Consider the following 13006-nt stretch of genomic DNA (forward strand, 5'->3'; position numbering starts at 1 on the left):
CCCGGACAGCGTGAACAGCCCTTTCGCCGAGACCATCCTGAGTGGTTCCTTGCTGCTGGCCATCCCCGTGGCCCTGCTGGCCGGACTCGTGTCCTTCCTGTCGCCATGCGTCCTGCCGCTGGTGCCTGGCTACCTTGGCTACGTGACCGGGCTGAGCGGCGTCGACCTCCAGAAGCAAAAGCGCGGACGCATGCTCGCGGGAATCGGCCTGTTCGTCCTCGGATTCTCCGCGATTTTCGTCCTGCTCGGTGGCGCGTTCGGCCAATTGGGGACCCTCATCACCGGCCCGCAGAACGCGTGGATCACGCAATTGCTGGGCGTGCTGGTGATCATCATGGGCGTTGTGTTCCTAGGCGGCTTCGGGTGGTTGCAGCGTGACGCCAAAATCCATGCCAAGCCGCCAGCCGGTCTGTGGGGTGCTCCTTTGTTGGGCATCACGTTCGGACTCGGCTGGGCCCCCTGTATTGGCCCTACCTATTCCGCAGTTCAGCTGCTGAGCCTTTCCGGGGGATCGTCCGCGGCGAAGGGGGCGCTCCTGGCGTTTGTCTATAGTCTTGGCCTTGGCATTCCCTTCCTTTTGATAGCCCTCGCAGTCCGCCGGGGGATGGGTGTCATTTCCTTCTTCCGCAAGCATCGCCTCGCGATCCAGCGGATGGGCGGGGGCATCCTGATCCTCTTGGGAATCCTGATGGCCACGGGAGTGTGGGGCGCCTGGGTTACCGGGCTGCAGTACTGGTTCCAAACCGATGTGAAGTTGCCGATCTGATGAGCGAGCCCGTGCAAGGTAAAACGAAGTCCAACAAGTCCGCCAGCGAATCCGCGGAAGCTGACAACGCCGCTGGCAACGCCTCTGACAACGCCGCTGGCAAGGCCGCCGGCAAGGCGATCGACAAGGCCAAGGCCGAGGCGGCACTGCCGGTCCTGGGGATCGTAGGCATGCTGCGCTGGGCCTGGACCCAGCTGACCAGCATGCGTACGGCGCTGTTCCTGCTGCTGCTCCTGGCAGTCGCGGCAGTTCCTGGCTCGCTGTTCCCGCAGCGCCCGGCCAACCCTTCGATCGTGACGCAGTACATCAGCGACCACCCGGACTACGGCAAGCTCCTGGACTCCGTGCAGCTCTACGACGTGTACTCCTCTGCCTGGTTCTCGGCGATCTACATCTTGCTGTTCATCTCCCTGATCGGCTGTGTCACGCCACGGGCCATCGCCCACTACAAGGCAATGCGCTCCCAGCCGCCGCGGACCCCGAAGCGTCTCTCCCGCCTCCCGGAGTACGGGACGCTTGTGCTGCCCGCCGACGCCGGGATCCCGGCGTCGAAGGCTATCTCGGACGCCGCTGCGGTCCTGAAGAAGCGCGGCTACCGCGTGGAGGTGCGCGACGTCGACGCCGCCATGCCGTCCTTGGGTGCCGAGCGCGGCTTCCTCAAGGAAGTGGGAAACCTCGTGTTCCACGCTTCGCTGATCGGAGTGCTGGTTTCGGTGGCGGTCGGCGGGCTGTTCGGCTACAGCGGCCAGCGCATCCTGGTGGAAGGCGACACGTTCGTGAACACCTTGGTGGGCTACGACCAATTCAGCCCCGGCACCAACTTCCAGAGCAGCTGGTTGCAGCCGTACTCCATCCAGCTGAACAAGTTCGACGTCAAGTTCGACCGTGAATCGTCGGCACACTTCGGCCAGCCCATCGACTTCACGGCGGACGTCACCACCAGGGACACCCCGGACGCGCCCGCCAAGAAGCAGGTCCTCAAGGTCAACGATCCCGTGTCCCTTGGCGATACGAGCATTTACCTGACGGGCAACGGCTACGCTCCCGTAGTCACGGTCCGGGACGGCGCCGGCAACGTCGCGATGCAAGGGCCTGTCGTGGCCAAGCTGCAGGGTGACAACTACTACTCCTCGGTGGTCATCAAGGTTCCCGATGCCAAGCCCGATCAGCTCGGCTTCGCGGGGTTCTTCCTGCCGACGGCCATGGTGACGGACAAGGGTGTTGCCTACAGCGGCGATCCCGAACTCTTCAACCCGCAGTTGAACCTCAACTCGTACTACGGCGACCTCGGCCTGAACAAGGGCGCCCCGCAGAACGTCTTCGAGCTCGATGTAGCCAAGCTGACCCCGCTCAATGGCCGCGGCATGGCGGAGAAGGCCATCGCGCTCGCCCCGGGAGGCACCTACACGCTTCCTAACGGCAAGGGCAGCATCACTTTCGACGGCGTCAAGAAGTACGTCGGCGTCGACATCCACCACAATCCGGGCCAGGCCACCGCGCTCGTGTTCGCCTTGCTTGCGGTCGCCGGACTGATTCTCTCCCTCTACCTGAACCGCCGTCGCGTCTGGGTCCGCACCGGAACCCACGACGACGGGCGCACAATGGTGGAGTACGGTCTCCTTGCCCGCGGCGAGGACCACAGGCTGGCCGGCGAAGCTGCCGCGATCCGCGAACTGCTGCAACGAGAATGGCTGCTCCACACAGATCAGTCCACCGACACCGTTTCTTCCTCAACCTCGAAGGACCAGTAATGCTCCCCATCAACGAAACCATGGGCCAATACAGCGAGCTTTTCATGCTGCTCGCGGCCGGCACCTACACGGTGGCGTTCATCGCTTTCGCGTGGGACCTCGCCAAGAGCAGCAAGATGCTGAAGGCAGTGGACCTGAAGGCAGCCTCTTCCGTGGCAGCCGAGGTCAAGGTTCCGGTCGCCGCCGGGCGTGCCGGTGGAAACGACGTCGGCGGACCGGCCGGCCGTACTGAGCGCCCGACGTCGGCCATCACCTCCGTCAACCAGACCGCCGGCGGTGACATGAAGTACGCCGCCGAGCGCCGCATTCCCGCCCGCGTGGCGGTGGCGGTCGCGATCATCGGCGTGGCAATCCATGGTGCCGGAGTCATCACCCGCGCGATCGGCGCAGGCCGCGTGCCGTGGGGCAACATGTACGAGTTCCTGACCACCGGCGCTTTCCTGGTGGTTGCGGTCTTCCTGCTCTCGCTCATCCGCCGTGACCTGCGCTTCCTGGGCACCTTCGTGCTGGGCCTCGCCGTGATCATGATGGTGGCTGCGTCCGTGACGTACTGGACCCCGGTAGGCCACTTGGTTCCGGCACTGCAAAGCTACTGGCTGGTCATCCACGTCTCCATCGCCGTGATGTCCGCGTCCCTGTTCACTTTGACGTTCGCCATGTCAGCCCTGCAGTTGCTGCAATCGCACCGGCAGAAGACCCTGGCGGCCGGCGGCGTGGACAAACTGGGCTTCATGCGGCTCGTACCGAACGCGTTGAGCCTGGAAAACCTGTCCTACCGCATCAACACCGTGGGATTCGTGGGCTGGACCTTCACCCTCATGTTCGGCGCCATCTGGGCAGAGAAAGCCTGGGGCCGCTTCTGGGGCTGGGACACCAAGGAAGTCTGGACCTTCGTGATTTGGGTGGTCTACGCCGGCTACCTGCACGCGCGCGCCACCCGCGGCTGGACGGGAACCCGCGCAGCCTGGTTGTCGATTGCAGGCTACCTGTGCGTGATCTTCAACTTCACGGTGGTCAACGTGTTCTTCAACGGCCTGCACTCCTACTCGGGGCTGTCGCAGTAGGACTGCCCAGGACGGGTGCCTTACCGTCCTGACCCTTTTTGAATTAACGACGACGGCGACACTCCGCACTTGCGGGTGTGTCGCCGTCGTTCGCGTTTCAAAAGAGGTCAGGAAGGGCGCCCTCTCGTGCCGTAGGTTCAATGGGCGAGGTGTCAGCTGTTGACGTCGCCGCTGTCGTCGGCCTTGGATTCGCCTTTGAGCTTGCGTTCCTTGGCTTCGAGTTCGGCTTTGAGCTTTTTCAGCCGTTCGGCTTCGGCCTGGTTGCGACGGCGGACCTCCAGGTTGCGGAGAAAGTCGGGGTCGTCGTCGGGAGCGGTGGGGTGGCTCGCAGGCTGCGGGGTGGGCCGGATGTTGTAGGGGCGGCCCAAAATGAACCAAAGAGCGGCTCCGAGGATCGGCAGGAAAATCACGACAAGGAGCCAAGCGGGTTTGGAAATTCCCCGGGTGGCGCGGCGGTCGGTGCGAATGACGTCCACCAGCCCATAGACGTACACGAGCAGGACGGCGACAACTGCAACAACGCGGAGCATACCGTCAAGTCTAGTCGCCGTCGGGTCCGGTGATAGCTGCGCGATCAGGGTGCAATCAGGCTGTGACGCTAAACTTGATCCGTGGCTTTCCTCAAATACTCCCTGATCCGCCTGGCGATCTTCGTACCGCTCTTCGTCCTCTTCGCCCTCCTGCAGACAGGGTTGTTCCTGGCAGCGATTTTCGCGGGCCTCATCGCGTTCGCCATCAGCTACTTGTTTTTCCAGAAGCAGCGCGACGCCGCGACTGCCGCCATGCGCGAACGTTTCTCCGGGCGGGCCAAGCCCATCCGCTCAGCGTTGGAGATTGAGGACGCCTCGATCGAGGACCGGCTGGTCGATGAAAACCCCGCGGTAAAGGTCGAGAACGACCGCCGCCCCAAAGAAGCCTAGAAGCTCAAGGCCCATATGTGAGCGAGGGTTGGCGAAAACCGGCCTAGATGTGAGCGAGGGTTTTCGAAAACCGGCCTAGATGTGAGCGAGGGTTTTCGAAAACCGGCCTATATGTGAGCGAGGGTTGGCGAAAACCGGCCTAGATGTGAGCGAGGGTTTTCGAAAACCGGCCTATATGTGAGCGAGGGTTGTGGGGTAGGACGCTCGCTCACATAAATAGGGTTTCCGGCCAACCCTCGCTCACATCATGTGAGCGAGGGTTTTCGAAAACCGGCCGAGATGTGAGCGAGGGTTGGCGAAAACCGGCCTATATGTGAGCGAGGGTTGTGGGGTAGGACGCTCGCTCACATAAATAGGGTTTCCGGCCAACCCTCGCTCACATCATGTGAGCGAGGGTTTTCGAAAACCGGCTTATATGTGAGCGGGCGTTAGAAGCCGTGGCTCAGGATGAGGCCCAGCGAGAACAGCACGCTGTAGCCAAGGTTGATCATTCCGGTCTGCTTGAGGACGGGGATGAGGCTCTTGCGCTTCCGGCCGTTGACCATGAGCCATGCCGGCATGAGGCAAGCGGGGATCAGCAGCAGTACTATCAGCATCCACGGCTTGGCGGGCGCCAGCACCACTACCAGCAGGATCGCGACGGCCAACATCAGGACGTAGCTCTCGCGGGCGTGGCGGTCGCCCAGACGCACGGCCAGTGTCCGCTTGCCCGCGGCCATGTCCGTCGGGATATCGCGCACGTTGTTGGCCATCAGCAGGGCACAGGCGATCAATCCCGTGCCAATCGCTCCGATGACGGCCGGAAGGCTCACCTGCCCGGCCTGCGTGTAGGTGGTGCCGAGCGTTGCCACCAGGCCGAAGAAGACAAACACGAACAGGTCGCCCAGGCCCAGGTAGCCGTACGGGTTCTTGCCGCCGGTGTATCCCCAGGCGGCAAGGACACAGCCAATACCCACCAGGATCAGCCACCAGCTCTGCGTAATGATCACCAGGACCAGGCCGAAAATCATGGCCAGGCCGAACGCGCCGAACGCAGCCCACTTGACGTGGTCCGGTCGTGCAGCGCCGGAACCGACCAACCTGAGCGGACCCACGCGGTCCTCGTCGGTGCCACGGATGCCGTCCGAGTAGTCGTTGGCATAGTTCACGCCGATCTGCAGCAGCAGGGCCACGAGGGCGGCAAGGATGGCATTCAAGAGCCGGAAAGATTGCAGCTCGTAGGCGGCCGCTGTGCCGATCAGCACCGGCGCGATCGCGGCCGGCAGGGTGCGCAGGCGGGCGCCTTGAATCCATTGTGCAGCTGTTGCCACGTTCAGTACCTCGTGTTGTTTCGCGTTGGGGGAAGGCAAATGACGGTCAGGGAGGACGTGTCTATTCTCCCTGATGCACCTCGGCGAGAAGCTCGATCATCGCCAGCCGGTCCGGCTTTCCGTTGGGGAGCATGATGAGGCCATCCGTGGTCAGCACTGTTTTGGGCGCGAGGGTCCCCAGCGATTCTTGGCAGCGGGCCTTGTAGGCCGCGACAGCTTCCGGGGAGCTGTCCTCGACGGCGACATAGGCCGCCACCGCCTGGCCCCACTCACGGGAAGGCACCCCGGCCACGAAAGCCGCCGTGACGCCGTCGAACTTTTCAAGCTCCGCCTGGATGAACGCCGCGGAGGCTTTCACGCCGCCGGTGATGATGACGTCGTCGGCCCTTCCCAGCACCGTGAGCGTGCCGTCGTCGCCGAGCTCGCCGAGATCGTTGGTGCGGTACCAACGTGTGCCGTCCTCCTCGAAAAACGCCTCGGCGGTCGCCTCGGGCGCCTCTAGGTAACCGGACGCCACGGTGTCGCCGCCCAGGAGGACCCGGCCGTCGTCGTCGAGCATGACCCGGACCCCGTCGATGGGGCTTCCGTCGTACACGCAACCGCCGCACGTCTCGGCGGAGCCATAGGTGGTCACCACCTTCAGTCCGGCCTCCCTGGCGGCGTCCAGCAGCGCGGCGGAGGCAGGCGCCCCGCCCAGGAGGATGGCGTTGAAACGGCGAAGTACTGCGAGGGTCTGCGGCGATGGTGAGTCCAGGAGCCGCTGCAGTTGCGTCGGCACCAAGGAGGTGAAGCGGATCGTGTCCGTCAGCTCTTCGGCGGCGGCGGTGAAAGCCTCCGGAGTGAAGCCGTTCGAGAGGTCCATCACCCACGGGCGCGTGCCGGCGAAGAGCGAGCGGACCAACACCTGGACCCCTGCAACGTATTGCAGCGGCAGGGTCAGGAGCCATTGTCCCTCGCCGCGGAGCGCGATGGCGGTGGCCATGGAAGAAGCCGCGAGCTGGTCGACCGTGAGCACCGTGGCCTTGGGCGTGCCGGTGGAGCCGGAGGTGCGGACCACTACTGCGGCATCCTCGAAACCGGGCGTTTCAACGGCAATCGCCACCGGGGTGCCGTCCTCCGGGACGACGATTTCGACGGCGGGTCCCTCATCGTGGAGGGCGGCGGCCAGGGCTTTGAGAACGGGATCGATGTTCACGGGCGAGTCCTAGAAGTAGTACGGAAAGTTGGACCAGTCCGGATCGCGCTTCTCGAGGAAGGCTTCCTTGCCCTCCACGGCCTCGTCCGTCATGTAGGCCAGGCGCGTGGCCTCCCCGGCGAAGACCTGTTGGCCGGCCAAGCCGTCGTCGGCGAGGTTGAAGGCGAACTTGAGCATGCGGATGGCTTGCGGGGACTGGCGCGCGATGTCCGCGGCGTACTCAAGTGCAACTTCCTCGAGGCGCTCGTGGTCCACAGCCTCGTTGACGGCACCCATGCGGACCATGTCCTCCGCGGAATACTCACGGGCGAGGAAGAAGATCTCGCGGGCGGCTTTCTGCCCGATCTGCCGGGCGAGCAGCGCCGAGCCGTAACCGGCGTCGAAACTTCCCACAGTGGCGTCGGTCTGCTTGAACTTGCCGTGCTCGCGGGACGCGATGGTGAGGTCCGAGACAACGTGCAGTGAGTGCCCGCCACCGGCGGCCCAGCCGTTCACGACGGCGATGACCACCTTGGGCATGGTCCGCATGAGCCGCTGGACTTCCAGGATGTGCAGGCGGCCGGCCCGCGCGGGGTCGATGCTCTCCTGCGTCTCACCGTCGGCGTACCGATAACCGTCGCGGCCGCGGATCCGCTGGTCCCCGCCGGAACAGAAGGAGTGGCCACCGTCCTTGGGGGAGGGGCCGTTCCCGGTGAGGAGTACCGTGGCGACATCCGGAGTCATCCGGGCGTGGTCCATGGCGCGGTAGAGCTCGTCAACGGTGCCGGGGCGGAAGGCATTGCGGACCTCCGGGCGGTTGAAAGCGATCCGGACCGTCGGAAGGTCCCTCGTCACCTTTCCGTCTGCGTCCCGCTCGACCTGCCGGTGGTACGTCATGTCCTGGAAATCGTCGAAACCGGACACGGTACGCCAGCGCGACGGGTCAAAGACGTCGGATACCTTGGCGGGGAAGTCGTTGCTCACCCTCAGAGTCTAGTAATCCAGTCAGCTGATGCAGAACTCGTTGCCTTCGGGATCCGCCATGGTGTGCCATTCGTGCGGCCCTTGCTTTGCCGTCCACAGGTATTTCGCGCCCCGCGCTTCCAATGCGGCGCGGACGTCGTCCTTGTCCTGTCCGTTGAGGCGAACGTCCCAGTGGACACGGTTCTTGACGGTCTTATCCTCCGGAACGGTCTGGAACAGGAAGCGGCGGCGGGTGTCCTTGTCCTGGTCTTCTTCCGGGCCGATGGCCGCGCCGTCCTTCCACACGAGCTTGCCGTTGTGGGTGGTGGTCTCTTCCTCCGTGGCGAAGCCTTGATCCACCATGGACCGGATGAACGCCTCGTCCTGGGGCTCCACGATCCACTCGAGCGTCTCGGCCCACCAATCGGCCAGGACGTGCGGATTCTTGCAGTCGATCACTACCTGAAAGTTCAGTGCCATGGACTGAACCTACGACGACGGCGCGTGGCCGGGGAAGTGCCAAGCGGACAGTTCCGGTCCGGGTTGGTTAGCCGCCGAGGAGTTGCGGCGGGATCGCGTAGATCAGCACGACGGCCAACAGGTTCTTGGCGGCGTGAACGAAGTAGGAGAACATCACGTTCTTGCCCGTCCAGACGTAGACGGCCACCAGCACGACGCCCATTCCGAGGTACGGGGCCAGGGCCGGAAGTACCAGGCCCTCTCGTCCCACCACGTGGATGGCCGCGAAACAAAGCACGGACAGCGCGCAACATAGCCAAATATTGACGCGGCGGGACAACTTGCCGATGAGCAGGTGCCGGAACAGGTATTCCTCCACGAAGGGCCCCAACACCACCAGCAAAGGGACCACGAACCAGGCCGGCAGTTGCAGGACCAGGGACTGGAGGCCCAGTTGGTTCTGCGACTCCTTGGCCGAGCCGGTAGCTGTCACCAGGATGGCGGTGATCACGAGCATCGCCACGATGGACAGCGGAATCATGGCGAGCGTGAACCACGGACGCGTGGCCAGGATCAGGAGGTCCCGGGCAATGACGCGCCACGCAGCCGCAACCGCGAACAGGCCCACCGATGCGTAGAAAGCGAGGTTGATGGCGAAGACGGCGGTGGCGGGGTCGGGGAAGACGTGCTCTACGAAAGCCGTCACCGGGGCCGTGGCGAGGCTGAGGACAGCCGCCAATGACACATAGAGTCCGAAAGCCGCAGCGTCCAAGCCCGTGAAACGGTATAGCCTGCCGGCTGGCGGAATGGTGCCCATATGTCCAGCGTAACGCCCCTGTTTGTTGCCCGCGTCACGCTCCGCCGAAATCACCGGGTAAGATGGTTTTGCCGGATTTACCTTCGACGCTTCCGTGTTTTCGCCACTGATTCGACTTGCCAACAGGCTGAAAGCTCGAATTGCTTGTGCCGATGCGCGTGAAGCCAGGGCCGGTATCTCCTCAACCCACAAGGAACAGCTGTGCCTCAAAACACCACAACCGACCTTCAGCGTGAGCCGGGAACCCTGGCTGCGCCCAGTACCGCTACAACTTCCGAAAACCTCAGCGCCGAGGGCTACCAGAAGACCCTGAGCCGCCGCCACGTCACGATGATCGCGATGGGTGGCGCGATCGGCGTCGGCCTCTTCATGGGCGCGGGCGGACGCCTCGCCTCCACCGGTCCGGCCTTGATTTTCTCGTACGCCATTGCCGGCGTCATCGCCTACCTGCTGATGCGGGCCCTCGGCGAACTGATCATGTACCGCCAGACCTCCGGCTCCTTTGTCAGCTACGCCGGTGAAATGTTCGGCAAGAAGGGCGCCTTCCTCTCCGGTTGGATGTACTTCATCAACTGGGCCATGACGGGCATCGCCGAACTCATTGCCATCGGCCTGTACTTCCAGTTCTTCTTCCCGAACGTTCCCGTTGAACTGTCCGCCATCGCCGCGCTGGTGCTGCTGGTGGCCGTGAACCTGTTCAGCGTCAAGGCCTTCGGCGAGTTCGAATTCTGGGCTTCCTGCCTCAAGGTCGCCGCGATCCTGATCTTCCTCGCCGTGGGCACCTTCATGGTGGTCACCAACGCGCAGGTCGGCACCGGCCACGCGTCCGTCGGGAACCTCTTCGCTGCCGACGGCGGCATGTTCCCCAAGGGCGGCCTGGTGATGATCCTGGTCCTCAACGCCGTGATCTTCGCCTACAACGCCATCGAACTGGTCGGCATCACCGCCGGCGAGATGCAGAACCCGGAACGCGAAGTTCCCAAGGCGATCCGCGCCGTCGTGATCCGCATTGTGGTTTTCTACGTCGGTTCCGTCACCCTGCTGGCGATGCTCCTGCCCTCCGACCAGTACCACGCGGGCACCTCCCCGTTCGTCACGGTGTTCGGCCAGATGGGCCTGCCGTGGATGGGCGACGTCATGAACATGATCGTCATCACCGCCGCGCTGTCCTCGTGCAACTCGGGCCTGTACTCGATCGGCCGCATCTTCCGCACCATGGCCAACAATGGACACGCCCCCAAGTGGCTCACCAAGATGTCCACCCGCCACGTGCCGTACGCGGCCATCCTGGCAATCGGGGCCGTGTACCTCGTGGGCATCCTGCTCAACATCTGGTTGGGCGGTTCGCACGCCTTCGACCTCGCGCTGAACACCGCTTCGATCGGGGTCATCTTCACATGGGGCTCCATCTTCGCCAGCCAGATCGCACTGCGCAAGAAGAAGGGCAACGTCTCCAGCCTCCCCATGCCGGGTTCGCCGTGGACCAGTTGGGTTGGCCTGATCGCACTCTTGGCCATCACCGTGCTGATCGGCATGGACACCATGACGGACAAGGCAACGGGCGAGGTGTTCCTCCTGGGCCTCTGGACCCTGGCCACCATCCCGTTCTTCGCCCTGGTGCTGTGGCTCGGCTGGCAGAAGGTCAAGAACAACGAACCGAAGAGCGAGCTTTTTAGCTGACTCCCGCTTTGTAGCCAAACGACGGCGGGCGCCTCCTCTCAAGGGGGCGCCCGCCGTCGTTGTTGGTTCAGCCCTTCAGGTACTTCGCGAAGTGGTCCTCGATCCGCTGCCAGGCTTCCGGAGCGGCGGCCGGATCGGGTTTGATGCCCATCACCCGCATCAACGGCCGCAGTGGCCGCGGCCCTACAGGGACGTCGTTCATGAAGGCGTGGCCCGCCGTCGGGAATTCCTTGACGTCGTGTTCGATCCCGAGGCTCGTCAGCGCGGCCTCCAACTTTGCGGCCGCTCCCGGCAACGTCCGGTCCTTGCCTCCGTAGTTGCCCACCACCGGGCATGCACCTTCCAAAGCCTGCTCAAGGTTCCGTGGCAATTGGCCGTAGTTCACGGAGGCGGCGTCGAAGTCGTCATGGGCTGTGAGCAGGGCGAGGGCGCCTCCCATGCAGAAGCCGATGACTCCCACTTTCCCGGTGCATCGCGCGTCGTTGCGGAGCCAGGACCGTGCCGTGGACACGTCCGTGAAGGCCCGGCCCGTGCCCGACCCCAGGGAGCGCATGGTCGCCACGAGGCAGCGCCTCGCGCCGCCGTCGCTGTAGAGGTCGACGGCGAGGGTCAAGTAACCGGCCGCGGCGAGCCGTTCCGCGTGCCGCTTCATCACGTCGTCGAGCCCGAAGGCTTCATGGATAAGGACGACGCCGGGAAACGGCCCCTCGCCGTCGGGCTCGGCAAGGTACCCCCGCAGGGTCCGGGAGCCTCCTGCCGCCGCACTGTCCGCGCTCAAGTCGATGTGCACCATGGTGCAATCCTGCCAGACGGCGCAAGCGTCTTTGTCGGCTGTTTTTGTCAGCAGTCGCCGTTAGGCTCGATGCATGGACCACAGCACCACTCTCAGCCAGCACGTCAATGCCACCCGCGAGAAAGTCTGGGCTGTCATCACGGATATTCCCGGCTCGGCCAAGACCCTGTCCGGTGTCAAAGCCATTCAAATGCTTAGTGAGGGCCCCTACGGCGAGGGCACTCGGTGGAAGGAAACCCGCGCCATGATGGGCCGGGAGGAGACCGTGGAAATGCACGTTGCCCAGATCGATCCGCCGCGTGGCACCACGGTCAAAGCCCAGCAGGGCGGTGCGGACTACACCACCCGATTCACCCTGGAAGAGCGCGACGGCGGGACCGAACTGGTGTTGTTCTTCGGCGCCGAGGTCCTCCAGCCGACGTTCTTCAGCAAAGTCATGATGGCCGCGTTCGGAAAGCTCGGGATGAGCATTACGCGCAAGGCGCTCGCGAAGGATCTCGCGGAGATCGCGGCGAAAGCGGAGGCCCTCTGATGGCGGCGGCTGCCAAAGTGACGGCGCCCCGCATCTCCCCGATCAGGCTTGACGAGCTCCGCGACGATCCCGCCCCGGATTTCCAGCGCGGTGAACGGTACGACGGCGTCCGCCTCACCCGCGCGGTGGCCGACGGCGCGGAGCTGAGCGGGGCGGACTTCATCGAGTGTGAATTCAACGGGGTCTCCTTCAACGACGCACAACTGCGCGGCGCGACGTTCCGGGACTGCATCCTGAATGAGCCCTACGCGCCGGTATTCACGGCCGCACGCACCTCGTGGCGCGAAGTGGAGATCAGCAACCCGCGGTGGGGTTCAGCGGAGATGTACGAGGGTGCCTGGCATTCGGTAAAGATCGACGGCGGCAAGCTGGACTTCCTGAACTTGCGTGGATCCAAACTCACGGACGTGGTAATCACGGGCTGCATCATCAACGAGCTCGACCTCGGGTCTTGCACCGCGACGCGCATGGTGCTGAAGGATTGCACCATCGGGACGCTGGATGTCTCAGGGGCCAAGCTCAAGGATGTGGACCTGCGGGGCTCGGACTTCCGGATGATCAATGGACTCGGCGGCCTGTCCGGGGTGGTCATTGACGATTACCAGCTCAGCCTGCTGGCACCCTTGTTGGCCGGACACCTGGGTATCCGGGTGGTCTGAGTGACAGTTGACCGCTAGGTGACGGTATGCCACGCGACGGTTGACCGGCGCGCGGCGCCGTGTAATCTTTATAGAACGAACGGTCGGTAAATTATTCTCCGGCCCCGCTCCCTTCGCG

The 13006-nt window shown here is 64.0% G+C and carries 14 protein-coding genes; 7 read left to right on the forward strand and 7 right to left on the reverse strand.

What is annotated here, in order from left to right; translation table 11 throughout:
- Window positions 1-10: 10 nt before the first annotated feature.
- From VLA65_RS12280 to ccsB, 3 genes are read left to right on the forward strand one after another with little or no spacing between them, the layout of a single operon-like run.
- A complete protein-coding gene (locus VLA65_RS12280; RefSeq protein ID WP_332602658.1) occupies window positions 11-766 on the forward strand; it encodes a cytochrome c biogenesis CcdA family protein in 756 nt (251 codons plus the stop codon).
- Window positions 766-2517: a cytochrome c biogenesis protein ResB gene (gene resB / locus VLA65_RS12285; RefSeq protein ID WP_442880296.1), complete on the forward strand. Its 1752-nt coding sequence runs from the start codon at window positions 766-768 to the stop codon at window positions 2515-2517. The genes VLA65_RS12280 and resB overlap by 1 nt, the downstream gene beginning before the upstream one ends.
- Window positions 2517-3581: a c-type cytochrome biogenesis protein CcsB gene (gene ccsB, locus VLA65_RS12290; protein ID WP_332602659.1), complete on the forward strand. Its 1065-nt coding sequence runs from the start codon at window positions 2517-2519 to the stop codon at window positions 3579-3581. The genes resB and ccsB overlap by 1 nt, the downstream gene beginning before the upstream one ends.
- A gap of 152 nt (window positions 3582-3733) precedes the next feature.
- On the opposite strand, the gene VLA65_RS12295 is transcribed toward ccsB, so the two are convergent.
- Window positions 3734-4111, reverse strand: coding sequence for a PLD nuclease N-terminal domain-containing protein (locus VLA65_RS12295; protein WP_059389527.1), 378 nt, complete (start codon window positions 4109-4111; stop codon window positions 3734-3736).
- Between the two features lie 81 nt (window positions 4112-4192).
- Here VLA65_RS12295 and VLA65_RS12300 point away from each other — a divergent pair, with 81 nt between their 5' ends.
- Complete coding sequence (locus VLA65_RS12300) at window positions 4193-4501, forward strand: DUF4229 domain-containing protein (RefSeq protein ID WP_059389528.1); 309 nt, start codon at window positions 4193-4195, stop codon at window positions 4499-4501.
- A gap of 428 nt (window positions 4502-4929) precedes the next feature.
- On the opposite strand, the gene VLA65_RS12305 is transcribed toward VLA65_RS12300, so the two are convergent.
- The 5 genes from VLA65_RS12305 to VLA65_RS12325 form a co-directional block, all read right to left on the reverse strand.
- On the reverse strand, window positions 4930-5811 hold the full coding sequence (locus VLA65_RS12305; protein WP_306959188.1) for a 1,4-dihydroxy-2-naphthoate polyprenyltransferase: 882 nt from the start codon (window positions 5809-5811) through the stop codon (window positions 4930-4932).
- 61 nt (window positions 5812-5872) lie between these two features.
- The gene (locus VLA65_RS12310; RefSeq protein ID WP_332602660.1) at window positions 5873-7006 is read right to left on the reverse strand and encodes an AMP-binding protein; all 1134 of its coding nucleotides are present in this window, start codon (window positions 7004-7006) and stop codon (window positions 5873-5875) included.
- 9 nt (window positions 7007-7015) lie between these two features.
- The gene (locus VLA65_RS12315) at window positions 7016-7969 is read right to left on the reverse strand and encodes a 1,4-dihydroxy-2-naphthoyl-CoA synthase (RefSeq protein ID WP_059389529.1); all 954 of its coding nucleotides are present in this window, start codon (window positions 7967-7969) and stop codon (window positions 7016-7018) included.
- Between the two features lie 21 nt (window positions 7970-7990).
- Window positions 7991-8428, reverse strand: a complete 438-nt coding sequence (locus tag VLA65_RS12320) for a VOC family protein (protein WP_059389530.1) — start codon at window positions 8426-8428, stop codon at window positions 7991-7993.
- Window positions 8429-8495: 67 nt separating this feature from the next.
- Window positions 8496-9224 carry a CPBP family intramembrane glutamic endopeptidase gene (locus tag VLA65_RS12325; RefSeq protein ID WP_332602661.1) on the reverse strand — a complete coding sequence of 243 codons (729 nt, stop codon included), beginning with the start codon at window positions 9222-9224 and terminating at the stop codon, window positions 8496-8498.
- Between the two features lie 201 nt (window positions 9225-9425).
- On the opposite strand from VLA65_RS12325, the gene VLA65_RS12330 reads away from it, so the two are divergent.
- Window positions 9426-10904 carry an amino acid permease gene (locus VLA65_RS12330; RefSeq protein ID WP_284990072.1) on the forward strand — a complete coding sequence of 493 codons (1479 nt, stop codon included), beginning with the start codon at window positions 9426-9428 and terminating at the stop codon, window positions 10902-10904.
- Between the two features lie 67 nt (window positions 10905-10971).
- Here VLA65_RS12330 and VLA65_RS12335 read toward each other — a convergent pair whose 3' ends face one another.
- Window positions 10972-11697 (reverse strand): dienelactone hydrolase family protein, encoded by a 726-nt coding sequence (locus VLA65_RS12335; protein WP_332602662.1) that lies wholly within the window; start codon window positions 11695-11697, stop codon window positions 10972-10974.
- A 73-nt stretch (window positions 11698-11770) separates the two neighbouring features.
- On the opposite strand from VLA65_RS12335, the gene VLA65_RS12340 reads away from it, so the two are divergent.
- Complete coding sequence (locus VLA65_RS12340) at window positions 11771-12229, forward strand: SRPBCC family protein (RefSeq protein WP_059389532.1); 459 nt, start codon at window positions 11771-11773, stop codon at window positions 12227-12229.
- Window positions 12229-12888, forward strand: a complete 660-nt coding sequence (locus VLA65_RS12345; RefSeq protein WP_332602663.1) for a pentapeptide repeat-containing protein — start codon at window positions 12229-12231, stop codon at window positions 12886-12888. Before VLA65_RS12340 ends, VLA65_RS12345 begins: the two co-directional genes overlap by 1 nt.
- The last annotated feature ends 118 nt before the right edge of the window (window positions 12889-13006 follow it).

Source organism: Arthrobacter sp. S2(2024) (assembly GCF_036662515.1).
Classification (GTDB): Bacteria; Actinomycetota; Actinomycetes; order Actinomycetales; family Micrococcaceae; genus Arthrobacter.

What these genes read in the sequence shown, in the direction of transcription:
- VLA65_RS12345 (WP_332602663.1), top strand. Translation starts at nt 12,229, where the DNA reads ATGGCGGCGGCTGCCAAAGTGACGGCGCCCCGCATCTCCCCGATCAGG.
- ccsB (WP_332602659.1), top strand. Translation starts at nt 2,517, where the DNA reads ATGCTCCCCATCAACGAAACCATGGGCCAATACAGCGAGCTTTTCATG.
- VLA65_RS12335 (WP_332602662.1), bottom strand. Translation starts at nt 11,697, where the DNA reads ATGGTGCACATCGACTTGAGCGCGGACAGTGCGGCGGCAGGAGGCTCC.
- VLA65_RS12295 (WP_059389527.1), bottom strand. Translation starts at nt 4,111, where the DNA reads ATGCTCCGCGTTGTTGCAGTTGTCGCCGTCCTGCTCGTGTACGTCTAT.
- resB (WP_442880296.1), top strand. Translation starts at nt 766, where the DNA reads ATGAGCGAGCCCGTGCAAGGTAAAACGAAGTCCAACAAGTCCGCCAGC.
- VLA65_RS12320 (WP_059389530.1), bottom strand. Translation starts at nt 8,428, where the DNA reads ATGGCACTGAACTTTCAGGTAGTGATCGACTGCAAGAATCCGCACGTC.
- VLA65_RS12340 (WP_059389532.1), top strand. Translation starts at nt 11,771, where the DNA reads ATGGACCACAGCACCACTCTCAGCCAGCACGTCAATGCCACCCGCGAG.
- VLA65_RS12325 (WP_332602661.1), bottom strand. Translation starts at nt 9,224, where the DNA reads ATGGGCACCATTCCGCCAGCCGGCAGGCTATACCGTTTCACGGGCTTG.